Source organism: Streptomyces sp. NBC_01003 (assembly GCF_045162695.1).
Lineage (GTDB): Bacteria > Actinomycetota > Actinomycetes > Streptomycetales > Streptomycetaceae > Streptomyces.
This window is the reverse complement of the sequence record NZ_CP108707.1, coordinates 1,411,887-1,435,246: the sequence shown is the minus strand read 5'-3', so window position 1 is coordinate 1,435,246 and position 23,360 is coordinate 1,411,887. Positions and strand designations below refer to the sequence as shown.

Annotated in this window: 20 protein-coding genes, 2 pseudogenes and 3 riboswitches; of the genes and pseudogenes, 14 read left to right on the top strand and 8 right to left on the bottom strand. The window is 71.7% G+C overall.

What is annotated here, in order from left to right; all coding sequences use genetic code 11:
* Positions 1 to 104 precede the first annotated feature (104 nt).
* Positions 105 to 962, top strand: coding sequence for a TIGR02452 family protein (locus OG698_RS06705; protein ID WP_406102038.1), 858 nt, complete (start codon positions 105 to 107; stop codon positions 960 to 962).
* Here OG698_RS06705 and OG698_RS06700 read toward each other — a convergent pair.
* Entirely contained in the window at positions 937 to 1,395 is a 459-nt protein-coding gene (locus OG698_RS06700; protein WP_406102037.1) for a type II toxin-antitoxin system PemK/MazF family toxin, read from the bottom strand. The two genes, OG698_RS06705 and OG698_RS06700, sit on opposite strands and share 26 nt — an antisense overlap.
* 71 nt (positions 1,396 to 1,466) lie before the next feature.
* Here OG698_RS06700 and OG698_RS06695 point away from each other — a divergent pair, with 71 nt between their 5' ends.
* Complete coding sequence (locus OG698_RS06695) at positions 1,467 to 2,564, top strand: glycosyl hydrolase family 18 protein (RefSeq protein ID WP_406102036.1); 1,098 nt, start codon at positions 1,467 to 1,469, stop codon at positions 2,562 to 2,564.
* Positions 2,565 to 2,570: 6 nt separating this feature from the next.
* Here OG698_RS06695 and OG698_RS06690 read toward each other — a convergent pair whose 3' ends face one another.
* A complete protein-coding gene (locus OG698_RS06690) occupies positions 2,571 to 4,007 on the bottom strand; it encodes an amidase (RefSeq protein ID WP_406102034.1) in 1,437 nt (478 codons plus the stop codon).
* 137 nt (positions 4,008 to 4,144) lie between these two features.
* Here OG698_RS06690 and OG698_RS06685 point away from each other — a divergent pair, with 137 nt between their 5' ends.
* Positions 4,145 to 5,188 carry a LacI family DNA-binding transcriptional regulator gene (locus tag OG698_RS06685; protein WP_406102033.1) on the top strand — a complete coding sequence of 348 codons (1,044 nt, stop codon included), beginning with the start codon at positions 4,145 to 4,147 and terminating at the stop codon, positions 5,186 to 5,188.
* Positions 5,189 to 5,301: 113 nt separating this feature from the next.
* The gene (locus OG698_RS06680; protein WP_406102032.1) at positions 5,302 to 6,738 is read left to right on the top strand and encodes a benzaldehyde dehydrogenase; all 1,437 of its coding nucleotides are present in this window, start codon (positions 5,302 to 5,304) and stop codon (positions 6,736 to 6,738) included.
* A 67-nt stretch (positions 6,739 to 6,805) separates the two neighbouring features.
* Here the strand turns inward: OG698_RS06680 and trxA are convergent, their stop codons facing one another.
* The gene (gene trxA / locus OG698_RS06675) at positions 6,806 to 7,219 is read right to left on the bottom strand and encodes a thioredoxin (protein WP_406102031.1); all 414 of its coding nucleotides are present in this window, start codon (positions 7,217 to 7,219) and stop codon (positions 6,806 to 6,808) included.
* Between the two features lie 126 nt (positions 7,220 to 7,345).
* On the opposite strand from trxA, the gene OG698_RS06670 reads away from it, so the two are divergent.
* Positions 7,346 to 8,770, top strand: coding sequence for a dihydrolipoyl dehydrogenase family protein (locus OG698_RS06670; protein ID WP_406102030.1), 1,425 nt, complete (start codon positions 7,346 to 7,348; stop codon positions 8,768 to 8,770).
* A gap of 71 nt (positions 8,771 to 8,841) precedes the next feature.
* On the opposite strand, the gene metE is transcribed toward OG698_RS06670, so the two are convergent.
* Both metE and OG698_RS06660 read right to left on the bottom strand, forming a co-directional pair.
* The gene (gene metE / locus OG698_RS06665; protein ID WP_406102029.1) at positions 8,842 to 11,160 is read right to left on the bottom strand and encodes a 5-methyltetrahydropteroyltriglutamate--homocysteine S-methyltransferase; all 2,319 of its coding nucleotides are present in this window, start codon (positions 11,158 to 11,160) and stop codon (positions 8,842 to 8,844) included.
* A gap of 186 nt (positions 11,161 to 11,346) precedes the next feature.
* Positions 11,347 to 11,501: riboswitch (cobalamin riboswitch) on the bottom strand.
* Positions 11,502 to 11,653: 152 nt separating this feature from the next.
* Positions 11,654 to 11,852, top strand: a riboswitch (cobalamin riboswitch).
* 391 nt (positions 11,853 to 12,243) lie between these two features.
* Positions 12,244 to 13,301: pseudogene (locus tag OG698_RS06660) on the bottom strand (RNA-guided endonuclease InsQ/TnpB family protein).
* Positions 13,302 to 13,452: 151 nt separating this feature from the next.
* Here OG698_RS06660 and OG698_RS06655 point away from each other — a divergent pair.
* From OG698_RS06655 to OG698_RS06635, 5 genes and pseudogenes are all read left to right on the top strand, one after another.
* Positions 13,453 to 13,840 (top strand): annotated as a pseudogene (locus OG698_RS06655) (ABC transporter substrate-binding protein); the annotation flags it as partial.
* Between the two features lie 64 nt (positions 13,841 to 13,904).
* Positions 13,905 to 14,717 carry an ABC transporter ATP-binding protein gene (locus OG698_RS06650; protein ID WP_406102028.1) on the top strand — a complete coding sequence of 271 codons (813 nt, stop codon included), beginning with the start codon at positions 13,905 to 13,907 and terminating at the stop codon, positions 14,715 to 14,717.
* Positions 14,718 to 14,846: 129 nt separating this feature from the next.
* Positions 14,847 to 14,929: riboswitch (cobalamin riboswitch) on the top strand.
* A gap of 62 nt (positions 14,930 to 14,991) precedes the next feature.
* Complete coding sequence (locus OG698_RS06645) at positions 14,992 to 15,213, top strand: CbtB-domain containing protein (RefSeq protein WP_100593014.1); 222 nt, start codon at positions 14,992 to 14,994, stop codon at positions 15,211 to 15,213.
* 20 nt (positions 15,214 to 15,233) lie between these two features.
* Positions 15,234 to 15,992 (top strand): CbtA family protein, encoded by a 759-nt coding sequence (locus OG698_RS06640; protein WP_406102027.1) that lies wholly within the window; start codon positions 15,234 to 15,236, stop codon positions 15,990 to 15,992.
* Between the two features lie 103 nt (positions 15,993 to 16,095).
* Positions 16,096 to 16,488: a hypothetical protein gene (locus tag OG698_RS06635; protein WP_406102025.1), complete on the top strand. Its 393-nt coding sequence runs from the start codon at positions 16,096 to 16,098 to the stop codon at positions 16,486 to 16,488.
* A gap of 18 nt (positions 16,489 to 16,506) precedes the next feature.
* Here the strand turns inward: OG698_RS06635 and OG698_RS06630 are convergent, their stop codons facing one another.
* The 3 genes from OG698_RS06630 to OG698_RS06620 form a co-directional block, all read right to left on the bottom strand.
* Positions 16,507 to 17,106 carry a histidine phosphatase family protein gene (locus OG698_RS06630; RefSeq protein ID WP_406110883.1) on the bottom strand — a complete coding sequence of 200 codons (600 nt, stop codon included), beginning with the start codon at positions 17,104 to 17,106 and terminating at the stop codon, positions 16,507 to 16,509.
* Positions 17,107 to 17,188: 82 nt separating this feature from the next.
* Complete coding sequence (locus tag OG698_RS06625; RefSeq protein ID WP_406102024.1) at positions 17,189 to 18,373, bottom strand: methyltransferase; 1,185 nt, start codon at positions 18,371 to 18,373, stop codon at positions 17,189 to 17,191.
* Positions 18,374 to 18,477: 104 nt separating this feature from the next.
* Entirely contained in the window at positions 18,478 to 18,768 is a 291-nt protein-coding gene (locus OG698_RS06620) for a tetratricopeptide repeat protein (protein ID WP_326778390.1), read from the bottom strand.
* 184 nt (positions 18,769 to 18,952) lie between these two features.
* Here OG698_RS06620 and OG698_RS06615 point away from each other — a divergent pair, with 184 nt between their 5' ends.
* The 4 genes from OG698_RS06615 (at position 18,953) to OG698_RS06600 (ending at position 23,330) form a co-directional block, all read left to right on the top strand.
* Positions 18,953 to 19,918: a pirin family protein gene (locus tag OG698_RS06615; protein WP_406102023.1), complete on the top strand. Its 966-nt coding sequence runs from the start codon at positions 18,953 to 18,955 to the stop codon at positions 19,916 to 19,918.
* A 360-nt stretch (positions 19,919 to 20,278) separates the two neighbouring features.
* A complete protein-coding gene (locus OG698_RS06610; protein ID WP_406102022.1) occupies positions 20,279 to 21,508 on the top strand; it encodes a serine hydrolase domain-containing protein in 1,230 nt (409 codons plus the stop codon).
* A 103-nt stretch (positions 21,509 to 21,611) separates the two neighbouring features.
* Entirely contained in the window at positions 21,612 to 22,478 is an 867-nt protein-coding gene (locus OG698_RS06605) for an acyl-CoA thioesterase (RefSeq protein ID WP_406102020.1), read from the top strand.
* A gap of 93 nt (positions 22,479 to 22,571) precedes the next feature.
* On the top strand, positions 22,572 to 23,330 hold the full coding sequence (locus tag OG698_RS06600; RefSeq protein ID WP_406102019.1) for a 3-hydroxyacyl-CoA dehydrogenase: 759 nt from the start codon (positions 22,572 to 22,574) through the stop codon (positions 23,328 to 23,330).
* Positions 23,331 to 23,360: the final 30 nt, after the last annotated feature.

Sequence of the window (23,360 nt, the reverse complement as noted above, 5' to 3'; positions counted from 1 at the left end):
CGGAGAATCGCACAAGAGTGCCCCTCGGACACTGAAAATCTGTTGCTCGCGGAGTCGCCCGGCGCACATCATGCGTTCATGAGGACGACCACGGGGGAGCGGGCGTGAGCGCCCGGCTGCGGGGGATCGCGCAGCAGACGGAGGAGATCGTCGCGGCGGGGCGGTACAGGGCGCCGGGCGGCGCGGTCGTGCCGATCGCGGACGCGGTGGCGGCAGCGCGGGACGCGACCCGCACGTACGGCCCGGCCCCGGTCGATGTGCCCGAGCCGGGCCGGCCCGCGGATACGGCCGTCGAGGTCACCGGCGAGTCCAGCCTGGAGGCCGCGCGCCGCCTGGTCACCGCCGGTCAGGACCCGGTCGCCGTCCTGAACTTCGCCTCGGCCCACAATCCCGGCGGCGGCTATCTCAACGGCGCACAGGCCCAGGAGGAAGCCGTGTGCAGGGCCTCGGCCCTGTACACGTGCCTGCTGCGGGCCCGCGACTTCTACGATCACCACCGCGAGAACCGCGATCCGTTCTACACGGACCGCGTGATCCATTCACCCGGGGTCCCCGTCTTCCGCGACGACCGCGGACGGCTGCTCGACGAGCCGTACGCCGCGGGCTTCCTCACCTCACCCGCGCCGAACGCGGGCGTCGTACGCCGCAGCGCCCCGGAGCGGGCAGGCGAGATCGCGGGGGCCCTCGCGGCACGGGCCGAGCGGGTCCTGGAGACGGCCGCGGCGCACGGCTACCGGCGCCTCGTGCTCGGCGCCTGGGGCTGCGGTGTGTTCCAGAACGATCCGGCGCAGGTCGCCGACGCGTTCCGGGCGCTCCTCGACGGGGGCGGCCGGTTCGCGGGCCGCTTCGACCACATCGTGTTCGGCGTCCTGGACCGCACGCCGGACGCACGGACCAGGACGGCCTTCGAGCGGGCCTTCGCGGCCTCGCCGGCGGTCAGCGCCAGCCGTAGCGCTCCCTGAGCCGCAGCACCACGAGGTTGAACCGCATGCGGTCCAGGGCGCACGCCTCCCGCCGCATGCCCCGTTCGTGGACCCGAAGGACGCGGTCGATCGCCACCCACGAGTCGCGGCCCGCGGTGTCCCACGGCCCGCTGCCGATCGGCACCCACTCCCTGTCGTGGTCGTGCCGCTTGCTCGACAGCTGTACGGCGAGGAGCGTGCCGGCGGCCTCCCTGGCGACGACGAGCACGGGACGGTCCTTGCCGCGGCCGTCGTTCTCCTCGAACGGCACCCACGTCCAGACGATCTCGCCGGGATCGGGGTCGCCGTCGTGGGCGGGCGCGTACTCGGTGCGCACCCGGCCCACCTCGCGCGGCGCGGCCTCGACCGTGGCGGTGGCGCCGGCACGGCCGGCGTGCTCGTGGGCATGCGGGTCATCGATGAAGGCAGTCACGCGGGTCACGTTAGGGCCTGACTGGCCCAACCCGCAGAGCGGGCCCGGCCGGTGGGACACAGGCTCGGCGCATGAAGACCCCCATAACCGGCCGATCCGTACGACGCGTACGTCGCATACGCCCGGGCCCCCTGTCTCTCCTCGCGCTCACGGGTGCCATCGTCCTCGCACTGTGCGGAGCCGCCCTCGCCCCCGCCCGGGGCGACGCCGCGCCCCCGCCCCGCACCGTCTCGGCCTGGCTGCCGTACTGGGACCAGGAAGGCGCCTACCAGGACGCCCTCGTCCACGCGGACCAACTCCGCACCATCAGCCCCTTCTGGTACGAGGCGAAGTCCGCGACCCGCATCGACGGGTACCCCGGAGCGGGGGAGCGGCGCATCATCGACGGACTGCACGCCGCGGGCATCCAGGTCGTACCGACCGTCATGGAACAGATGGAGCCCGGCGCCCTCGCGGCCATCGTCACCAGCCCGGACCGCCGCGCCGAACACATCACGGAACTCCTCGCCCTCGTCCGCAGCCGCGCGTACGACGGGATCGACCTCGACTACGAGACTGTCGCGGCGACCGGTGACGCCACCTACCGCACCGTGGGCGCGGGCTACACCGCGCTCGTGCGTGACCTGTGCTCGGGGCTGCACGCGCTGGGCAAGGTGTGCTTCGCCACCGTCACCCCCAAGACCACCACGACGGGCCGCATCTGGGACTACCGGAGCCTCGGCCAGGTGGCCGACCGCGTTCGCATCATGGCCTACAACCTGCACCACGCCACGGGCACCCCGGGCCCACTCTCCTCCACCGCCTGGTACGACGAGATCCTGCGCCGCGCCACCGCCGAAATCCCCGTGGACAGAATCGAGTTGGGCCTGCCCGCCTACGGCTGGGACTGGGCCGAGGGCAGCGACGAGGGCGCCCGGCACGTCACCTCGAAGGAGGCGGAGGCCCTGCGCGAGGCCGTCGGCGCGCCCTACGGGCTCGACCCGGCCTCGCAGACCCCGCACTTCACGTACAAGGAGGACGGCACCGTCCGCACCGTCTGGTATCAGGACGCGCGCGGCACCGAGTCGCACCTGCCCGTGCTGCGCCGCTACGGGGTGCGCAACACGGCGCTGTGGGCCCTCGACTTCGAGGACCCGGGCCTGTGGGCGGTGCTCTCCCGGGGTGCGTGACCCGCTCTACGAGCCGGTGCGCGACTCCTGGAGGTTCTCGGGCCACTTCTCGAACCACCGCTGATCCGCTTCGAGTTGGGCCGCGAGCGAGATGAGCCGCGGCTCGCTGTTCGCCGGGCCGAGCAGCTGTGCGCCGACGGGCAGCCCGTCGCCGGTGAAGCCCGCGGGGACGTTCACGCCGGGCCAGCCGAGGACGTTCCACGGCCATGCGTACGGGCACGCCGCGATCATGGCCCGGTCGGTGCGCCAGCCGCCCAGCGACGCCATCGCGCCGATGCGGGGCGGGGGAGTGGCCGTCGTCGGCGCGAGGACCACGTCGTACGTGTCGAAGACAGCGCCGACCCTGCGCTGGAGCGAGGCCTCGGCGCGCCGGGCGAGCCGCAGCGGAGCGCCGCCGAGTACCCGCCCCATCCGGGCGGACTCCCGGGTCCGCGGGTCGAGCAGCGCGGGGTCGGGAACGTCGCGCAGCCGGTCGGTGACACCCGCGGTGGCGCGCGGCACGAACGCGAGGCCGATCTGCCCGTAGCGCGGGTCGGCCTCCTCCACGTCGTGCCCGAGCGCGGCGAGCCGCTCCGCGAGCGCGACCACCCGGGCCCGCACAACGGGGTCCAGGCGTTTGGGAGTTGCGGTGAACGGCATGCGCAGGGACAGTGCGATACGCAGCTTTCCCGGCTCGTCGCGGGCCGCCTGCGCCGCCCTGATCCGCGGTGGACGGTGCAGGTCGCCGTCGTGCGGACCGCTCGCCGCGTCCAGGAGCAGCGCCGCGTCCTCGACGGTCCTGCCGAGCGTGCCGTTCACGGTGATCCCGTGGAAGGACTCCGCCCAGGGCCACGTCGAGATCCGGCCGCGCTGCGGCTTGATGCCGACGAGGTGCGTCCACGCGGCGGGGATACGGATGCTGCCCGCCCCGTCCGAGCCGAGCGCGGCCGGCACGATCCCCGCGGCGACGGCCGCCGCCGAGCCGCCCGACGAACCGCCGGGCGTGTGCCCGTGATTCCACGGGTTGCGGGTGTCGCCGAACGCGGGCCCCTCGGTGAAGGGCCACTGCCCGAGCTCACACGTGTTCGTCTTGCCGATCACGATGGCGCCCGCCGCGCGCAGCCGCCGTACGGCCTCCGCGTCCTCGGTCTTCGGCGGGAAGTCGCCGGGGCAGCCGAACGCGGTCGGCTCGCCCGCCACGTCCATGTCGTCCTTCACGGCCAGCGGCACGCCGAGCAGCGGCCGCCTGCCTCCTGACGCGCCTTCGCCCGCCGCGCGTTCGCGGTCCGCGGCGTCCGCCTCGGCGAGAGCTGCCTCCCCGCGGACGGTGCGGAACGCGTTCAGGGCAGGCTGCGTCGCCTCGATGCGCGCCAGGGCCTCCTCGACGAGGACGCGCGACGACACGTCCCCCTCGGCGAGCGCGCGGGCGGTCGCGGCGAGCCCGGCGGCACGGTCGGACGCCATGCGGACACCTCCTCATACGGAATACGGAACTTCGGAACTTCGAACGCCTGAGTGCACGCACGCTAGCGGTCGTGGGCCCCGACCGGTATGCCCGGCCGGGAACACGGCCGCACCCGTCTGGAAAGATGCGGTGCGTCATGGTGCAGATACCGAAGCCGCAGTCCGCCCGCACATCACGGGAGTCCGCCGCGCCGAGCCCGGCGCCGACGAGCGCCGACGTCGCCCGGCTCGCCGGGGTCTCGCGTGCCACCGTCAGCTACGTCCTGAACAACACCAGCGCCGTCAGAATCAGTGAACCCACCCGCCGCCGCGTCCACGAGGCCGCGAAGGAGCTCGGCTACGTGCCGCACGCGGCGGCCCGCAGCCTGCGCGCCGGGCACACCCGCATCGTCCTGATGCCCTCCCCGAGCGTCCCGGCCGGACCGCTCTACAACACGTTCTTCAACGACCTCCAGTGGGCGCTGAGCCGCCTCGACTACACGGTCGTGCAGTACGGCAGCGTCAGCCTGCGCGGCGACGACGCGGCGCGCGCCTGGGCGGAGCTGCGCCCGGTCGCGGTGCTCACACCGCCCGACCTGGGCACCGAGGGCGTCGAGGTGCTCCGCCGCTCCGGCGCCAGGGCCGTCATCACGCTCGGCCCGGAGCGCGCCGAGGGCGCGCACGCGCTGCTCATGGACCACCGTGAGGTCGGCCGCAGCGCGGGCGCCCACCTCGTCGAACGCGGTCGGCGCCGCATCGGCGTCGTACTGCCGACGGAGCCCGGCCTCGACCACTTCGCGCGGCCGCGCCTGGACGGCATACGGAACGAGGTCCTCGGTACCGGCGCCGAGGTCGTCGAGCTGCCCCTCACCTACGACGAGGATTCGGCGGCCCAACTGGTGCCGAGAATCAGGGAGTTGGGGCTCGATGCCGTGTTCGCGTACAACGACGAGTACGCGATGCTCCTGATGCGGGCGCTCCAGGACGCGGGCGTCGGCATTCCGGAGGAGACAGCTGTCATCGGGGCCGATGATCTGATGCTCGGGCGGCTGCTGCGGCCCCGGCTGAGCACGGTCCGTATCGAGCTGCCGTCCGGGCAGGAGCTCGCCGCGCTCGTCGACCGCCTGGTACGCGACCCGGGCGCCGTCACCGAGTCGCACGACATGCTCCGGGCCCGCGTCGTGGCGAGACAGTCGACCTGACGACCGGGGTCTCGCATGGCCCACGCGACTAGGATGTTGCGTGCTCAACAACATGGGCCGGCGCACCGTCCCGCGCGCCGCCCCGGAGATCAGTGACCGATCGGAGATCCGGCATGCCCCTGCTCGACCCGAAGACCTGGCAGGCCCGCCCGCTGTCGGGCGATGAGCACGCGGTCACGGAGCCCGCCACGGGCGAGCGCCTCGCCACCGTCACGCTCGCCTCCCCGGACGATGTCCGCACCGCGGCGAAGGCCGCCGCAGCGGCCCAGGGCGACTGGGCCCGGCAGCCCCACTTCGCGCGCGCCGCCGTCCTGCGCCGCGCGGGCGACCTGTTCACCGAGCACGCCGACGAGCTGCGCACCTGGCTCGTGCGCGAGTCGGGATCCATCCCGGGCAAGGCCGACTTCGAGCTGCACGTCGCCGCCCAGGAGTGCTACGAGGCCGCAGCCCTGGCGTCCCGGCCCGCCGGCCACGTACTGCCCAGCGAGGCGCCGCGCCTCTCGTACACACGCCGCGTCCCGGCCGGTGTCGTCGGCGTCATCGCCCCCTTCAACGCCCCGCTCATCCTCTCCATCCGCTCCGTCGCCCCGGCCCTCGCGCTCGGCAACGCCGTCGTCCTCAAGCCGGACCCGCGCACGGCGGTCTGCGGCGGTCTCGCCCTGGCGGCCGTCCTCGCCGCCGCGGGTCTGCCGGAGGACGTCCTCCACGTGCTGCCCGGCGGGGCGGACGCGGGCCAGGCGCTCGTCGCCGACCCGGACGTCCCCGTCATCTCCTTCACCGGCTCCACCAGCGCGGGCCGGGCCGTCGGCGAGGCCGCGGGGCGCCACCTCAAGCGCGCTCACCTGGAACTCGGCGGCAACTCCGCCCTGATCGTCCTGGCGGACGCCGACCTCGATGCCGTCATCTCCACCGCGGCCTGGGGCTCCTTCTTCCACCAGGGCCAGATCTGCATGACGACCGGCCGCCACCTCGTCCACGCCTCGCTCTACGAGGAGTACGTCGAACGCCTCGCCGCGAAGGCCGACTCCCTCGCCGTCGGCGACCCGCACCGCGAACAGGTCCACCTCGGCCCCGTCATCGACGCGGCCCAACTCGCCAGGATCCACGGCCTGGTGGAGGCCAGCACCGCAACAGGGGCGAAGCTCGCCGCGGGCGGCACGCACCGCGACCTCTTCTACCGGCCCACGGTGCTCGCGGGCGTGGACGACAGCACGCCCGCATACGCCGAGGAGGTCTTCGGCCCCGTGGCACCCGTCCGGTCCTTCGCCGACGCCGACGAGGCGGCCGCGCTGGCCGCCGCGAGCCCGTACGGCCTCTCCCTCGGCATCGTCACCCGCGACCCGGCGCGCGGACTCGACCTCGCCGAGCGCATCCCCACCGGCATCGTCCACATCAACGACCAGACGGTGAACGACGAGGCGGTCGCCCCGTTCGGCGGGGTCGCGGCGTCCGGCACTGGCGCCCGCTTCGGCGGCGAGGCGAACATCGAGGCGTTCACCGAGACCCGGTGGACGACGGTCCGCGGCGACGTGGCGGGCTATCCGTTCTGACCCCGCGCACGCCGCCGGGCCCGTACGGAAAGTACGGGCCCGGCGGCCGTCGGTATGGGGGGTGGCGTCAGGCCTGAGCGGTGTCCGCGCCGCCTGCGCCGTCCTCGCCCGCCTTGGCCTGCTGCTCGGCGATCGACTTGCGCACCTCGTCCATGTCCAGCTTCCTGGCCTGGCCGATCACGTCGTCCAGGGCCTCCTGCGGAAGCGCCCCCGGCTGGGCGAACACGGCGACCTGGTCACGGACGATCATCAGCGTCGGGATCGACTGGATACCGAAGGCGGACGCGAGCTCCGGCTGCGCCTCCGTGTCGATCTTCCCGAAGACCAGGTCCGGGTTGGCTTCCGCGGCCTTCTCGTAGACGGGCGCGAACTGCTTGCACGGCCCGCACCACGACGCCCAGAAGTCGATCAGCACGAACCCGTTGTCCGTGACCGTCTGGTCGAAGTTCTCCTTGGTGAGCTCCACGGTGGTGCTGCTCATGATGTGCCCTCTTCCTGCTTCCTGGTTGCGGTGCTGAAGCCGCTGTTCACAACGGTCCCGGTAATGGACGTATTCCGCGCACGTACCCGTGTGGCCCCGGCGCACACCTGCGACCACACTGGGCCCATGACGGATGAGAACACATACGACGTGGTGGTTCTGGGCGCCGGGCCGGTCGGGGAGAACGTCGCGGACCGGGCACGCGCGGCGGGCCTCAGTACCGCCGTGGTGGAGAGCGAACTGGTCGGGGGCGAGTGCTCCTACTGGGCGTGCATGCCGAGCAAGGCCCTGCTGCGACCGGTCATCGCCCAGGCCGACGCGAGGCGCCTGCCGGGCCTGCTGGAGTCCGTGCAGGGTCCTCTGGACGCGCCCGCCGTCCTCGCTCGCCGTGACGAATACACCTCACACTGGAAGGACGACGGCCAGGTGAGCTGGCTGGAGTCCATCGGCGCCGACCTCTACCGGGGCCAGGGCCGCCTCGCGGGCCCCCGCCGGGTCACGGTCACCGGACCCGACGGCACCGAGCACGTCCTCACGGCCCGGCACGCCGTCGCGGTCTGCACGGGCACGCGCGCCGCGCTCCCCGACCTCCCCGGCCTGGCCGACGTCGAGCCGTGGACGAGCCGCGAGGCCACCAGCGCGCAGAAGGTGCCCGGCCGCCTCGTCGTCGTGGGCGGCGGAGTCGTCGCCGCGGAGATGGCCACGGCCTGGCAGGCCCTCGGCTCGCAGGTCACGATGCTCGTACGGGGATCGGGGCTGCTGCCCCGGATGGAGTCCTTCGCCGGCGAGCTGGTCGCCCAGGCCCTCGTCGAGGCCGGCGCGGAGGTGCGGACCGGCGTCTCCGTGAAGGGGGTCACCCGGGAGGGCGGCACCGTCGTCGCCACCCTGGACGACGGCTCGACCCTGGAGTCCGACGAGATCCTCTTCGCCACGGGCCGCGCGCCCCGCACGGAAGACATCGGCCTGGAGACCGTCGGCCTCGAACCCGGCTCGTGGCTCCCCGTCGACGACAGCCTCCGCGTCGAGGGCAGCACCTGGCTGTACGCGGTCGGGGATGTGAACCATCGCGCGCTCCTCACCCACCAGGGCAAGTACCAGGCCCGTATCGCGGGCGCGGCCATCGCGGCCCGCGCCCAAGGCGTCCCGCTCCTGGAGACGGACCGCTGGGGCGCCCACGCGGCGACCGCAGACCACTCCGCCGTCCCGCAGGTCGTCTTCACCGACCCCGAGGCGGGCTCGGCCGGGCTCACCCTCGCGGAGGCCGAGGCGGCGGGCCACCGCGTCCGCGCCGTCGACTACGACATCGCCTCGGTGGCGGGCGCCGGCCTGTACGGCGACGGCTACCGCGGCCGGGCCCGCATGATCGTCGACCTGGACCGCGAGATCCTTCTGGGCGTGACCTTCGTCGGCCCGGGCGTCGGCGAACTCGTCCACTCCGCGACGGTCGCGGTCGCGGGCGAGGTCCCCATCGACCGCCTGTGGCACGCGGTCCCGTCCTATCCGACGGTGAGCGAGGTGTGGCTGAGGCTGCTGGAGACGTACCGCGGCTGAGGGATGTCCCTCTGTGCGTGGCTGTCCGGGCGGGACACGATGCCCTCCGCCCGGACAGTCTCACCCCGGGATCAGGACGCGGAGAGTTCCCCGCGGACCGTACGGGCCGCCGCGACCAGGTTCTCCAGGGAGGCGCGGGTCTCGGGCCAGCCGCGGGTCTTCAGCCCGCAGTCGGGGTTGACCCACAGCCGCTCGGCGGGGATCGCCTCAAGCCCCTTGCGCAGCAGGGCCGCTGCCTCGTCGGCGCCGGGCACGCGCGGCGAGTGGATGTCGTACACGCCGGGTCCGGCCTCGCGCGGGTAGCCGTGGGCGGCCAGCTCGCGGGCGACCTGCATGTGTGACCGGGCCGCCTCAAGGCTGATCACGTCGGCGTCGAGGTCGTCGATGGCCTGCACGATGTCCCCGAACTCGGCATAGCACATGTGGGTGTGGACCTGGGTGTCCGGCCGGACCCCGCTCGTGGTGAGCCGGAACGCCTCCGTCGCCCACGCGAGGTAGGCGGCGTGGTCGGCGGCGCGCAGCGGGAGGGTCTCGCGCAGGGCGGGCTCGTCGACCTGGATCACCGAGGTCCCGGACGTCTCAAGGTCGTCGACCTCGTCCCGCAGGGCGAGGGCGACCTGGCGGGCGGTGTCGGCGAGCGGCTGGTCGTCACGGACGAAGGACCACGCGAGCATGGTGACGGGACCCGTGAGCATGCCCTTGACCGGGCGGCCCGTGAGCGACTGGGCGTACGTCGTCCAGCGCACCGTCATCGGCTCGGGGCGGGAGATGTCACCGGCGAGGATCGGCGGACGGACATAACGCGTGCCGTAGGACTGCACCCAGCCGTGCTGCGTGGCCAGATACCCGGTGAGCTGCTCGGCGAAGTACTGCACCATGTCGTTGCGTTCGGGCTCGCCGTGCACGAGGACATCGATGCCGGCCTTCTCCTGGAAGGCGATCACCTCCTGGATCTCGGCCCTGACGCGCTCCTCGTACGCGGCGTCGTCGATCCGCCCGGCGCGCAGCCCGGCCCGTGCGGTGCGCAGCTCGGCCGTCTGCGGGAACGAGCCGATGGTCGTCGTCGGCAGCAGCGGGAGGCCGAGGCTGCCCCGCTGGGCTGCCGCACGTTCCGTGTACGGCTGCGCGCGGCGGGCGTGGGCCGCCGTGACCGCCGCGGTGCGGGCGCGCACGGCCGGGTCGCGGGTGAGGGCGGAGGTGGTCCGGGAGGCCAGGTCGGCGCGGTTGGCGGCGAGTTGGGCGGAGATCGTGTGGGTGCCCAGCGTCAGGCCGCGTGCGAGGGTGGCGATCTCGGCGGTCTTCTGGCGCGCGAAGGCGAGCCAGCGCAGGATCTGCGGCTCGATGTCGCGCTCCAGCGCCGCGTCGACGGGGACGTGCAGGAGTGAGCAGGACGCGGCCACGTCGACCCGGTCGGCCAGGCCGAGCAGGGTGCCGAGGGTGGCCAGCGACTTCTCCAGGTCGTCGACCCAGATGTTGCGGCCGTTGACGACGCCCGCTACCAGGCGCTTGCCGGGCAGTCCGCCGACGGCGGCAAGGGCGTCCAGGTTGGCGGCGGCAGCCTCGGTGAAGTCGAGGGCGAGCCCCTCGACCGGCGCCCCGGCCAGGACGGGCAGGGCGTCGCCGAGCCGGTCGAAGTACGAGGCGACCAGCATCTTGGGCCGGTCGGTGAGGGCGCCGAGGTCGCGGTAGGCGCGCCCGGCGGCGTTCAGTTCGGCCGGCGTGCGGTCCTGGACGAGGGCGGGCTCGTCGAGCTGCACCCACTCGGCGCCCGCCTCGCGCAGGTCGGCGAGGACTTCGGCGTAGACCGGCAACAGACGGTCGAGCAGGGTCAGCGGCTCGAAGTCGGCGGCGACCCCGGGCGCGGGCTTGGCGAGCAGCAGATAGGTGACCGGGCCGACGAGCACGGGCCGGGCCGGCAGACCGAGGGCGAGGGCCTCCTTGAGCTCGGCGACCTGCTTCGTGGAGTCGGCCGTGAACGCCAGTTCTGGGCCCAACTCCGGTACGAGGTAGTGGTAGTTGGTGTCGAACCACTTCGTCATCTCCAGCGGCGCCACGTCCTGCGTGCCCCGCGCCATGGCGAAGTAGCCGTCCAGCGCGTCGGCCTCGACGGCCGGGCGGTGCCGCTCGGGGATGGCGCCGACCATGACGGTGGCGTCCAGGACGTGGTCGTAGAACGAGAAGTCACCGGTGGGGACTTCGCCGATGCCCGCGTCGGCGAGTTCGTGCCAGTTCGCGCGGCGCAGGCCGGCGGCGGTGGTGCGGAGGGCGTCGGCGCCGACGTGGCCCTTCCAGTAGCCCTCGATGGCCTTCTTGAGTTCGCGGGCAGGGCCCTGGCGGGGATAGCCGTACACGGTGGCCCGTGCTGCCGCGGCTGCGGACTTGGTGGTCATGGAGATCTCCTTCGCGAGATGAATCCCTGAGATCCCGGAGACGGGACGAGAGCGCGAAGGGTGACACGGACCGGACGGCGCGGTCGCGTACGGCAGGGCACGCGCGCCCGTTCGGTGTGTACGCCGACCCGCCCACGAGGTCACCGGGACATCCGCGTGCGAATGGTTCACGCGCGGGCAACGGGCAGGTCTTCGGACTCGCGGGCACGTCCACCCGATGCCGGGCGGACACCTACTGGCCGTCGCTTCCCAGCCCGATCCATCGGGCCAGTGCGTGTGACGGCGGTCGTTCCAGCTCACCGCTGCGGGGCAGTCCCGGATTCCCACCGGGTTCCCTCTTACGACGCTCCCGCCTGGCGGACGGGGCGAACCAGCTGCACCGGTCACCCTACGCACGCGGGACGTTCCTTCGCGAGCCCGCCCCGCACCGCGGCCACCCTCCGAGAAGGGGCCGCCGTCTGATTTCGGGCGGCGTGGTAGCTTTCCAAGGCCAGTCGAACTCATGCCCGTCTGCCCCGCATTGCGGGATCTTGGACAGGTATGTGTCAGGGAATCCGGTGCGAATCCGGAGCTGACGCGCAGCGGTGAGGGTGACGGGCGGGGCATCGGCCACTGGACCGCACGCGGTCCGGGAAGGCGCACCGTCCGCGTGACCCCGAGTCCGAAGACCTGCTGGCAGCCTTCGCGGGCTCCGGTCGGGGCGGCGGGGGAGACCGTGCGACCGGGCTCCGCGCATGAGCCCTCGACATCGAGGAAGTCCCCGTGCTCTTCGCGCGCTCCGCCACACGCCGCCGCATACCCAGAGCCGCCCTCGGTCTCGCAGAGATGCTCGTGCTGGCCGCGCGCGGCAGCAGCGGATCCGAGCGCACCCCGGCAGCGCACAAGAGCGCCGCGGCTATCCGGTCGTACTCGACAACTGCGGGGCGCGGGTCGAGGTGAAAGCGGCCCCCGAGCGCGCCGTTTCCCTCGACCAGGGTTCGACCAGATCATGCTGGCCCTCGGCCTCGGCGACCGCATGGCCGGCACCGGGACCTGGACGGACCCTGTGTTGACTTCCTCCCCCCTCGTGAACGAGGGGGTTTCCTACGGCTTGCGCCGTGGGGTTTCCTGCTTCGTCGCCGACTGCCCGCCCGGAGTTCTCCGTTGAGGTCTTACACCAGCTCCACAGGCTGTCACCGCCAGTCCGGCGGCCAGCAGGTTGTTCGCTGCGTTCGTGTCCCGGTCGTGGGTCGTTCCGCAGGTGTCGCAGCTCCAGGTTCGAACGTGCAGCGGCATCTTCTTTGCGAGGGTGCCGCAGTGGGAGCACAGCTTGGAGGAGGGGAAGAAGCGGTCGACAGCGATCACTTCCCGCCCGTACCAGGCGGCCTTGTACTCCAGCATGCTCCGGAAGTCCGACCACGCGGCATCGCTGATGGCGCGGGCAAGGCTCCGGTTCTTGACCATGTTGCGTACGGTCAGGTCCTCGATCACGAGCGTTTGGTTGTCGCGCACGAGTCGAGTGGTCAGTTTGTGCAGGTGGTCGCGGCGTCGGTCGGCGATGCGGGCGTGGATCCTGGCGACTTTGCGCCGGGCCTTGGCCCGGTTGGTGCCGTCGCCCTTGGCCTTGCGGGAGAGGTTTTGCTGGGCCTTGGCCAGGCGGGCGCGGTCCTTGCGTTCGTGCCGGGGGTTGGCGATCTTCTCGCCGGTGGACAGGGTCAGGAGATGGTCAAGACCGACCACACGAGGTCGAGCGGTTCGTTCATCTTCGCCAGTGTCAGGCCACCGTCACGGAAGCGGAAGCCGCTGGTGGTGTACTCGGCGGACTTGCGGGACTTCTTCCGCGACTTGAAGTGCGGATACCTCGCCCGCTTGGCGAAGAAGTTGGTGAACGCCGTCTGCAAGTGCCGCAATGTCTGCTGCAAAGGCACCGACGACACGTCGTTGAGGAACGCCAGTTCCTCGGTCCTCTTCCATGCGGTCAGCATCGCCGAGGTGGCGTTGTAGTTGACCCGCTCCTGGCGCGCCCACGCTTCGGTGCGGGCGGCAAGCGCGAGGTTGTAGACCTTGCGCACGCATCCGAACGTGCGCGACAGCTCGGCTGCCTCCACGTCGGTCGGATAGAAGCGGTACTTGAACGCCCGCTTCACACACGTCGTGGTCACGCTCACAAACTATGGCGACTGCGACTCAACACCAAATCTGCCGGTCACAGCACCGTGTCCGCCCTGACGACCCATCACAGCCCCTTACCCAGCTCCGCAGGAACCTGTTTCCTCTCCGCCCTGAAGGGCGGAGTATCCACGGAGGAACTCGATGAAGGGACTTGAGAAGGAGAACGCGAAGGTCGAGCGGCTCGCCGACCGCTACCCGTCGTTCCAGAAGGTCCTCGACGCCGAACCCGACTTCGTCGCCGCGTCATTCAGCGCCACGCTCAGCAAGGGGGAGTGGCGCCACGCGACCAGTTCGGGAAACTGGGCGTACCGGAGTACCTCTCGCCCTCCGACTGTGTCGGCAAGGGCAACAGCGGCGCCGGCGACGGACGCTCGTACAAGACGCTGAGCATGGAAACCGTCTACGGCGAAGTCCGCGACCTCGCCGCGGTCTTCGATGTGCGCGAGCGGGGCGAACGGCTCGTCGCCGCGCTCCAGGCCGGGTGAAGAAGGCCACCGGCGGCATCGACGCCTCCCGAACGACACTCTTACCCGGACCCGGACCCGGAGCCGGACCCGGACCCGGACCCGGACCCGGACCCGGACCCGGAGCCGATGACCCAATCCACCACCGGCCCACCCATCACCGCCGACGGGCTGCGGGCCGACCGGGTCCGTCGCGAGACCGGCGGGCAACTCATCCTGGACGGCGTGAGCGTGCACCCGGCCCCCGGAGGCATCACGGGCCTCATCGGACCCAACGGCTCGGGAAAGACCACACTCCTGCGGCTGCTCGCGGGCATCCTCACGCCCCAGGCCGGAGTGGTGACCCTGGACGGCTCACCGCTGAGTGCCGTGGGCCGCAGGGAGTTCGCACGCCGCATCGCCGTGGTCGAGCAACAGGCCGACACCCAGGTCGAGTTGACCGTCGAGGACGTCGTGCGCCTGGGCCGCATCCCGCACCGCAGGGCGTGGATGCCACCGTCGGCGCAGGACGAGGAGGCCGTACGTTCCGCCCTCGCCCGCACCGATCTCACCGACCGCGCGCACCGGCACTGGCACACCCTGTCCGGCGGCGAGCGCCAGCGCGTCCAGATCGCCCGGGCCCTCGCGCAGCGGCCACGCGAAATCCTTCTGGACGAGCCGACCAACCACCTTGACGTCCAGCACCAGCTGGACCTCCTCGACCTGCTCGCCGAACTCCGACTCACCAGCGTGATCGCCCTGCACGACCTCAATCTGGCCGCGATGTACTGCGACCAGCTCGTCGTGCTCAGGCAAGGACGTGTGTTCGCCGCCGGCGCCCCGGAAGACGTACTCACCGAAGACCTCATAGCGAGGGTCTACGGAGTGCGCGCGACCGTCTTCCCGGCCACCGAGCCGGGGGAACGCCCGTACATCCGCTTCCTGAGAACGTCCGCGCCCTGAGACGGCACTGCCGCACCGCTCACCAGGGCTTCATGGCAGCGGCCATGACCAAGATCACTGCGCACGGCCCGGTCTTGGCCGTGCGCCCCTTACGCGGTACGGTCTGACCGATATTGACGATGGCAGCGCGGAAGCCGGTGGGAATCCGGCACGGTCGCGCCACTGTGAGACGAGCTACTCGCCCGGACGGGCAAGGACCTCGCGAGTCAGACCCGCAGCTGTCGTACTTGTGCACCACCGAGATGGGACGCGAACTCCCAGAGGAGGCCCTGCCATGGCGCAGACCGTCGCTCAGCCGACAGCCACCACCCCCGTTCTTCCCGCAGCACTGCCCCTGAAGGCGATTGCCCCCTGGGCCGTCTTCTTCGGCATCCTGATGCTGGTACTTCTCTACTTCGTCGGCGCCGAGCAGGGCGCCACGGCCGTCGTCTCCGGCGAGGGCGTTCATGAATGGGTGCACGACGCCCGCCACCTGCTCGGCTTCCCCTGCCACTGACGAGGGACGCCGCAAAGCTCATGAACTCCGCAACAGTGAGAAATCTCCTCGTACGCGGCATGCTCGCCGGCCTGGGTGCCGGTCTGCTCGCCCTGATCGTCGCCTATTTCCTCGGCGAACCCAGCGTCGACAGCGCCATCGGCTACGAGGAGGCCCACGCACCCGCGCACCACCACGAGGTCGAGCTCGTCAGCCGCAGCATGCAGTCCACCGGCGGCCTCGCCACCGGCATGCTGCTCTACGGCATCGCCTTCGGCGGCATAGCCGCCCTCGCGTACTGCTTCGCGCTCGGTCGCGTCGGCCGCTTCACCCCCCGGGCCACGGCACTCCTGCTCTCCGGCACGGCCCTGCTCGCCGTGTACGTCGTGCCGTTCCTGAAGTACCCCGCCAACCCGCCGTCCGTCGGCGATCCCGGCACCATCAGCAAGCGCACGACGCTGTACTTCTTGATGATGCTGCTCAGCGGGCTCCTCGCCGTCGCCGCGGTGATCATCGGGAAACGGCTCGCTCCCCGCCTGGGCACCTGGTACGCCACCGTGGCCGCGGTCGCGTTCTTCGTCCTCACGATCGGGCTCGCGTACGCGTTCCTGCCAGTCATCAACGAGGTACCGAAGGACTTCCCTGCCACGCTGCTGTGGCGGTTCCGCACCTCGGCCCTCGCCATCCAGCTCACCATGTGGACCGGATTCGGCCTGATCTTCGGTGAGTTGGCACAGCGTCAGCTCGCCCCGCGCACCGAGGCCGTCGCGTCCGGCAAGGCAACTCCCGTACCCCACTGAGAGAACCGCGCCACAGCCCGGACCCAGACAGGCGATCAAGCGCAGAGGGCCGCCGGAACCATCCGGTCGGCCCTCTCGCTTTCTTCCGAGGGCGGAGACCCGCGTGGCCAGACACCCCCAACCGCGCCACATCACACTCGGCGGCCGCGAGGCGGTCGCGCTGACCCTGGAGGAGTACGAGCAACTGATCGCCAGCAGGCGGCAGATCGGCGGCCAGAGCGCGCGTGTACGAGTCCTGGCGCAGCGGGCGAAGGAGAGCGAGGAGCTGCTGAGGGAGATCGAGTTACTGGTCGGCTGCCCGTCGCACGGGTGCCACGGCCCTGGGGGCCGACGGGGGAGCGAGGGTCCGGACGGCGAGGCGGACGAACCCGCGGGAGCGACGGACAGCGACTGCCTGCGGTGCGCGCTCGCGGCACTGATCCTGCGGCATCGGGTATCAACGGGCGGGCCGCCGGGGGCAGTCGGAGAGCAGTGCTGCTCACCGTCGAGCCAGTAGGGGCAGCGGTGAGTAGGTCTACTCCGGGTCAGCTCCCGTCGCCGTCTCCGACGGGCCGAGCGCCCGTCCGAGTCGAATGTTCCAGCGCCCGGAGCGCCCGCTGACATCGCTCGCGGTCAGGGGCGGTACGTCGAGCCGCCAGAACGCCGATCCGGGCGCGTCGAGGATCGTGACGGCCACCGCCCTCACCACCTCCGGCTCCACAACGGCGAGCGTCCGGCCGTCGAGCTCCGCCGAAGCGTCCAGCCAGCGCGCGACCCGTGCGCACAGGGCACGTACGGACTCCCCGCCGTGTGGCGCGGCGCCGGGGTCGGAGAGCCAGAGGGCGATGCCGGCCGGGTCTTCGGCGCTCACCTCGTCGAGCGTCAGGCCCCGCCAACGGCCCACGTCGAGCCCTGCCAGCTCCGGGGCTTCCACGGCGACGAGTCCGAGGGCCGTCGCCGTCTCCCGGCAGCGCACCGTGGGGGAGACCAGTGGCCGCTCGGCCGCGGGCAGGGAACCGGCCGCCGCCCGGGCCCGTGCCGCGGCGCTCGCGTCGAGCGAACACCCGTCATCGAACCGTGCCTCCCGCAGCGACCGGCTCGTGGCGGCAGAGATCAAGGTGACGCGGCTGGTCACGGGTTCGGTCCTGTCCTTGATGTGGTGGGCGACCGGGCGACGCGCCATGCCCGCGTGTCCCCCCTCGTGGCGCTCGACGCGCCTATGAACGCGGCTCGCGCTCCTTCTTGACGGCGCGCAGGACCACGAACTTCGGGTCGCTGGCGATGAGTTCACTGTTGCCGAACAGGCGGCGCAGCTTCACGTGGTAGCCGAGGTGGCGGTTGCCGATGACCCACAGCTCACCGCCCGGGCGCAGCGCGTCGCGCGCGTCGGAGAACATGCGCATGGCCGTGGCGGCGGTCGTCGCCTGGTGCGAGTGGAACGGCGGATTGTTCAGGACCAGGTCCGCACTGCCCGCGGGCAGCTCCGCGAGGCCGTCGCCCACGAGGAACTCCGCCCTCGCCTCGGGGTGTTCCGAGGGGTCGATGTTCGCGCGGTACGTCGCCTCGGCCGAGGCCACCGCCTGGAAGGACTCGTCCGTGAACACGATCTCGGCGCGCGGGTTCTCCAGCGCCATCGCCGTACCGACGACGCCGTTGCCGCACCCCAGGTCCACGACGCGCTCGGCGCCCTCGCTGCGGGGCAGGTGCTGGAGCAGGAACCGGGTGCCGATGTCGAGGCGTTCGGCGCAGAACACCCCGGCGTGATTGGTGACGGTCCGGCCCGACACGGGGCCGACACCGTCGGGCAGGGCGTACCTGTGCGGCCACGGGTTCCGCGGCCGGGCGAGCGCCGGGAACGGCGTGGTGAAGATGAGCCGCGCCTTCTTCTCGGCGAGGGACGTGCGGGTCGGGCCGATGATCCGTTCGAACAGCTTCAGCGTCGAGGTGTGGATCTCCTTGACCATGCCGGTCCCGATCACCACGGTGTCTTCGTGGACGGCGGGCGCGATGCGGTGCAGTTGGTCCTCGAGGAGCGCCAGGCTCTTGGGGACGCGTACGAGCAGGAGGTCCACGCGCTCCGGCGGGGCGTCCTGGGTGGTCAGCAGGCGCACGGCGTTCCCGTCGAAGCCGGCCCGGTCGAGGTTGGCGCGGGTCGCGCGCTGCCCCAGGTACGAGTCGGAGATCGCGGTCGGCCGGTCGCAGTGCCCGGCCAGGGACGTGGCGAGGGCGCCCCACCGGTCGCCGATCACGACCACCGACCCCGAAAGATCGGTGGCGCTGTCGGCGAGATGCCGCAGCAGGTACTCGTCCGCGGCATCCCACGCGCGCAGCGGGTCGTGGGAATCCTCGGGGAAGCGGGCGAGGTCGAACTCGCCCCATGACGTCTCGAAACGGTTGCTCATCGTCCCGCCAGGCTAGCGGAGCCGCAGATCAGCGTGCCGGGGGCGGGGCCGACCGGGGGCTGACCGGGGGCCGACCGGCCCAGTGGCCGGCCCCCGGCCGCGGCTCAGGCGTCGCCGAAGTCGCCCGCGAACGCGGCCGCCATCCGCAGATGCGGTCCCGCCTCCTCGTGGCGGCCCTGGCGCTCCAGGGTGCGGCCCAGCATCAGACGGGCGTAGTGCTCGACCGGGTCACGCTCCACGACCGTGCGCAGCTCGGCCTCGGCGCGGCCCAGCTGGGCCGAGTGGTAGTACGCGCGGGCCAGCAGCAGCCGCGCCGCCACCTGCTCGGGGATCTCGGCGACCAGGTCGTCGAGGATCTGCGCCGCGAGCGTGTACTCCTTGGCGTCGAAGAACATCCGCGCGCGCTCCCAGCGCTCCGCGGGGGTGCCCTGCGTGTAGTAGTTGACCGTGTTCACCACTGGTGCCTCCTCGACCGCTGTCAACGGCACGGACCCGGCGCATATTCCGTCCTGGTGAGCGCGCGGGTCCACCCGTACGCGTGCCTGACGGGACGGCCGGGACGGGTCTAGGTTGTGAGCCATGAGCAATCTTGATCGCGAGGCGGTGCCGACCATGTGCGGCGGCCGGGGCTTCGTCGTGGCGGAGCCCGTACGTGAACTCCTCTCCCCCCGGCGCGTGAAGCTCGGCGAGTCCACCGAGGTCCGCAGGCTGCTTCCGAACCTCGGCCGCCGCATGGTCGGCGCCTGGGCCTTCGTCGATCACTACGGGCCCGACGACATCGCCGACGAACCCGGCATGCAGGTGCCGCCCCACCCCCACATGGGTTTGCAGACGGTGAGCTGGCTGCACGAGGGGGAGGTCCTGCACCGCGACTCCACGGGCAGCCTCCAGACGATCAGGCCCCGCGAACTGGGACTCATGACGTCCGGACGGGCCATCAGCCACTCCGAGGAGAGCCCGCGCCCGCACGCCCGCCTTCTGCACGGCGCGCAGCTGTGGGTCGCCCTGCCGGACAGCCACCGCCACACGGAACCCCGCTTCGAGCACCACGCCGACCTGCCCGAGGTCAGGGCCCCCGGCCTGAGCGCGACCATGATCCTCGGCGAGCTCGACGGGGCCGCGTCACCCGGCACGACGTACACGCCCATGGTCGGGGCGGACCTCAGCCTCACGCGCGGGGCCGATCTCAGCGTCCCCCTCGAACCGGACTTCGAGTACGCGGTCCTGTCCATGTCGGGCGAGGCCCACGTCGACGGCGTCCCTGTCCTGCCCGGCTCCATGCTCTACCTGGGCTGCGGCCGCACCGAACTCCCCCTGCGCGCCGAGTCGGACGCTTCCCTGATGCTCCTCGGCGGCGAGCCGTTCGAGGAGGAACTGATCATGTGGTGGAACTTCATCGGCCGGTCGCAGGACGACATCACTCAGGCCCGGGAGGACTGGATGAGCGGGTCGAGGTTCGGGGAGGTGAAGGGGTACGACGGCGATCCGCTGGCTGCTCCCGAACTGCCGCCTGTACCACTCAAACCGCGAGGCCGAGTGCGCTGAGTCGGGCGGTGGGCAGGACCGGGCCCGCCGTCCTGTCCGCATGCTCCAAGGGTGGGTGAATTGCGAACCCGGGCAGGCCGCAAGGGACTTCAGGAAAGTCGGTAACTCCGGGGAGACGGACGCCGTCTCCTGGGATCATTGGCTGAGATGGACCTGCAGGGGGGCCGGAAAGAGTGAGCGAGGAGTTGGCGGGCCGGCTACGGCAGCTGCGTGACCTGACCGGACGGAGCCTGCGCGAGCCGGCCCGTGTGCGCGGCTCGTCGAAGCCGTGAGCGCCGGACGGGTGCGGGTCCCGCAAGATCGAGCACTGCATGTCTCAAGCACTGCATGGATCGAACACTGCGTATGGGGAGATTGATGATGGGGACTGGCATAAGCGGCTTCACCAAGACGGGGTTGAACAGGGTGCACGACGTGCTGTCACGGCATGTCGACTCAGGGAAGATCCCCGGCCTTGTCGCGCTGTTCAGCCGGGGAGACGAGAGCCATGTCGAAACGATCGGGACGGTGCGTCACGACGGCGGCGCGCCGATGCGCCGGGACACGATCTTCCGGATGGCTTCGACGTCCAAGCCGGTCTCGATCGCGGCGGCGATGGTCCTGCTCGACGAGTGCAGGCTGCGCCTCGACGACTCCGTGGACCAGTGGCTTCCTGAACTGGCCGACCGCCAGGTGCTGAAGCGGGTCGACGGCCCGCTGGACGAGACCGTGCCGGCACGCCGGCCGATCACCGTACGGGACGTGCTGACCTCCACGTTCGGCCTCGGCATGGACATGACGGTGCTTGGCACGCCGATCATGAACGCCGTCTTCGGGCAGGGGATCACCCCCAATCTGCCGGAGCCGATGCCCGAGCCGGACGAGTGGATGCGCCGCCTTGGCACGCTTCCGCTGATGTACCAGCCCGGAGAGTGCTGGCAGTACCAGATCAGCAGCGATCTGGTGGGCGTGCTCGTCGCCAGGGTCACAGGGCAGTCGTTCGAGTCGTTCCTGCGCGAGCGCGTCTTCGAGCCGCTGGGCATGAAGGACACCGGGTTCCACGTGCCGGCCGATCAACTCCACCGGCTGCCGCCCCTGTACGCCCCCGACCCGGGGACCGGCGAGTTCCAGGTGTGGGACGAGGCCGAGACGGGACGCCACAGCGCGCCGCCGGCGTTCCAGGGCGGGGGCGGCGGACTGAACTCCACCGCGGACGACTACCACGCCTACTTCCGGATGCTGCTCAACGGCGGGATGCACGAGGGCGAACGGATCCTGTCGCGGGCCGCCGTCGAGCTGATGACCACCAACCGCCTCTCGCCCGAACAGCACGCCGCCCGGCACAAGTTGGCGGTCGACAACGTCCATGTGTCCCACGGTCAGGGGCAGCACGGCGGCTGGGGCTTCGGGATGGCGGTGCGCACCTACCGCGGTGACTACGCGCCCATCGGCCAGTTCGGCTGGGACGGCGGAAGCGGCACCTCGACCTATGCCGACCCGGAGAACCAGCTCACCGGAATCCTGCTCACCCAGGTGGGGGCGTCCGTCCCGGATCCGGTGCATCTCATGCTCGACTTCTGGACCACGCTCTACCAGGCGATCGACGACTGACACCGGGGGAGGACGGTCACCCGGTCCCGGCACCGGAACTGCGGGCGGGTGCGCTGATCACGAAAGGTGGACAGGCGGGGTGCGTGGCCTGGACACTTAACGAATGATCAACAGAGTTCCTGAGCAGGCGCAGCCCTTCGGTCCCCTCGGTAAGGGCGAGCGCCTCGCCCTGGAGGACGTCGGCTCGGGCGTCCTCCAGGGGTACTGCCACGCCGGCCGCGCGCCGCGGCGCGCCTATGGCGGGGCGGTCGTGGGCCAGGCCCTGGCCGCGGCGTACCGCACTGTCGAGGGCGACCGCGCCGTGCACTCCCTGCACGCCTACTTCCTGCGCCCCGTCACGCCCGAGCGCCCCGTGCGCTACGTGTCCGACGTGGTGCGGGACGGGCGGAGCTACTCCGTGCGCCAGGTGACCGCCACTCAGGGCGGCAAGGACGCGCTCACGATGAGCGCGTCCTTCAAACTGCCACAGCGGGACGGGAGTTGGCGGCAGCCCGGCATGCCGGACGTTCCGGGACCCGAAGGCCTCGACGACGGCTTCTGGTTCCGTCCGGCGACGCATCCGCTGCGCACGGCGGTGGAGTACCGGAAGATGCCGGACGTCCACGGCGCGGACGAGGGGCAGATCGAACGGTTCGGGTGGTTCCGCACGGTCGGCGCCCTTCCCGACGACCCCGCGCTGCACGCCTGCGCCCTCGCGTACATCTCCGACGCGCCGCTGGCCCCCACGGCCCTCGTGCCGTACGGGGAACCGCGGCCGGCCGGCGTCGTCCTCGCCTCGCTCGACCACGCGATGTGGTTCCACCGCCCGTTCCGGGCCGACGCCTGGCTCCTGTACGCCTGCCGCAGTCGCCTCGCGGGCGACGGGCGCACCCTGGCGTACGGGGAGTTCTGGGACCGGGACGGGCGGCTCGTCGCGTCGGTCGTCCAGGAGGCGCTGCTGCGGATACGGGGGGAATCCGGACCTGCGTGAACCAGTTCGCCCGGCTCGCCGCATGGACAGAATCTGCATCGCGGCATAATTTAACGATCGTTCAAGAAGAGTGAGTGGAGAGACGGGAAACCCATGCAGATCAACGCCAGTTCGTCCGCCCTCGTCACCGGTGGAGCCTCCGGCCTCGGGCGGGCGACCGCCGAGCGGCTCGTCGCGAACGGTGCGCGCGTCGTCATCCTCGATCTGGCCTCCTCCGACGGTGAGGCCGTCGCCAAGGAGATCGGCGCGACGTTCGTTGCCGGTGACGTCACCAGCGAGGCCGACGTCACCGCCTCGGTCGGCGCCGCCACCGCGCTCTCCCCGCTGCGCGTCACCGTCAACTGCGCCGGGATCGGAGGCGCGGGCCGCACCGTCGGCAAGGAGGGCCCGTACGACCTCGACCAGTTCCGCAAGGTCGTCGAGGTCAACCTGGTGGGGACCTTCAACGTGATCCGCCTGGCCGCCCAGGCGATGGGACGCAACGAGCCGCTCGACGGAGACCGCGGCGTGATCGTCAACACGGCCTCCGTGGCCGCGTACGACGGGCAGATCGGCCAGTGCGCGTACTCCGCGTCCAAGGGTGGCATCGTCGGCATGACGCTGCCGATCGCCCGCGACCTCGCGCGGACGAGCATCCGCGTGATGACGATCGCCCCCGGCCTCTTCGAGACGCCGCTGCTGGGGCGGCTGCCGCAGGAGGCCCGCGACTCGCTCGGCGCGCAGGTCCCGCACCCCAGCCGCCTCGGACAGCCCGCCGAGTACGCGCAGCTCGTCGAGGCGATCGTCACCAACCCGATGCTGAACGGCGAGACCATCCGCCTCGACGGCTCGATCCGCATGGCCCCCAAGTAGCCGCGAACCGGTCTCAAACGTGTGTTCAAC

Bases quoted from the DNA above. Each gene is read 5' to 3' on its own strand.
- OG698_RS06620 (WP_326778390.1), bottom strand. From the start codon at position 18,768: ATGTTCTTCGACGCCAAGGAGTACACGCTCGCGGCGCAGATCCTCGAC.
- OG698_RS06625 (WP_406102024.1), bottom strand. From the start codon at position 18,373: ATGAGCAACCGTTTCGAGACGTCATGGGGCGAGTTCGACCTCGCCCGC.
- metE (WP_406102029.1), bottom strand. From the start codon at position 11,160: ATGACCACCAAGTCCGCAGCCGCGGCAGCACGGGCCACCGTGTACGGC.
- OG698_RS06605 (WP_406102020.1), top strand. From the start codon at position 21,612: ATGATCAACAGAGTTCCTGAGCAGGCGCAGCCCTTCGGTCCCCTCGGT.
- OG698_RS06615 (WP_406102023.1), top strand. From the start codon at position 18,953: ATGAGCAATCTTGATCGCGAGGCGGTGCCGACCATGTGCGGCGGCCGG.
- OG698_RS06645 (WP_100593014.1), top strand. From the start codon at position 14,992: ATGGCGCAGACCGTCGCTCAGCCGACAGCCACCACCCCCGTTCTTCCC.
- trxA (WP_406102031.1), bottom strand. From the start codon at position 7,219: ATGAGCAGCACCACCGTGGAGCTCACCAAGGAGAACTTCGACCAGACG.
- OG698_RS06670 (WP_406102030.1), top strand. From the start codon at position 7,346: ATGACGGATGAGAACACATACGACGTGGTGGTTCTGGGCGCCGGGCCG.
- OG698_RS06600 (WP_406102019.1), top strand. From the start codon at position 22,572: ATGCAGATCAACGCCAGTTCGTCCGCCCTCGTCACCGGTGGAGCCTCC.
- OG698_RS06685 (WP_406102033.1), top strand. From the start codon at position 4,145: ATGGTGCAGATACCGAAGCCGCAGTCCGCCCGCACATCACGGGAGTCC.
- OG698_RS06690 (WP_406102034.1), bottom strand. From the start codon at position 4,007: ATGGCGTCCGACCGTGCCGCCGGGCTCGCCGCGACCGCCCGCGCGCTC.
- OG698_RS06640 (WP_406102027.1), top strand. From the start codon at position 15,234: ATGAACTCCGCAACAGTGAGAAATCTCCTCGTACGCGGCATGCTCGCC.
- OG698_RS06650 (WP_406102028.1), top strand. From the start codon at position 13,905: ATGACCCAATCCACCACCGGCCCACCCATCACCGCCGACGGGCTGCGG.
- OG698_RS06695 (WP_406102036.1), top strand. From the start codon at position 1,467: ATGAAGACCCCCATAACCGGCCGATCCGTACGACGCGTACGTCGCATA.
- OG698_RS06680 (WP_406102032.1), top strand. From the start codon at position 5,302: ATGCCCCTGCTCGACCCGAAGACCTGGCAGGCCCGCCCGCTGTCGGGC.
- OG698_RS06610 (WP_406102022.1), top strand. From the start codon at position 20,279: ATGGGGACTGGCATAAGCGGCTTCACCAAGACGGGGTTGAACAGGGTG.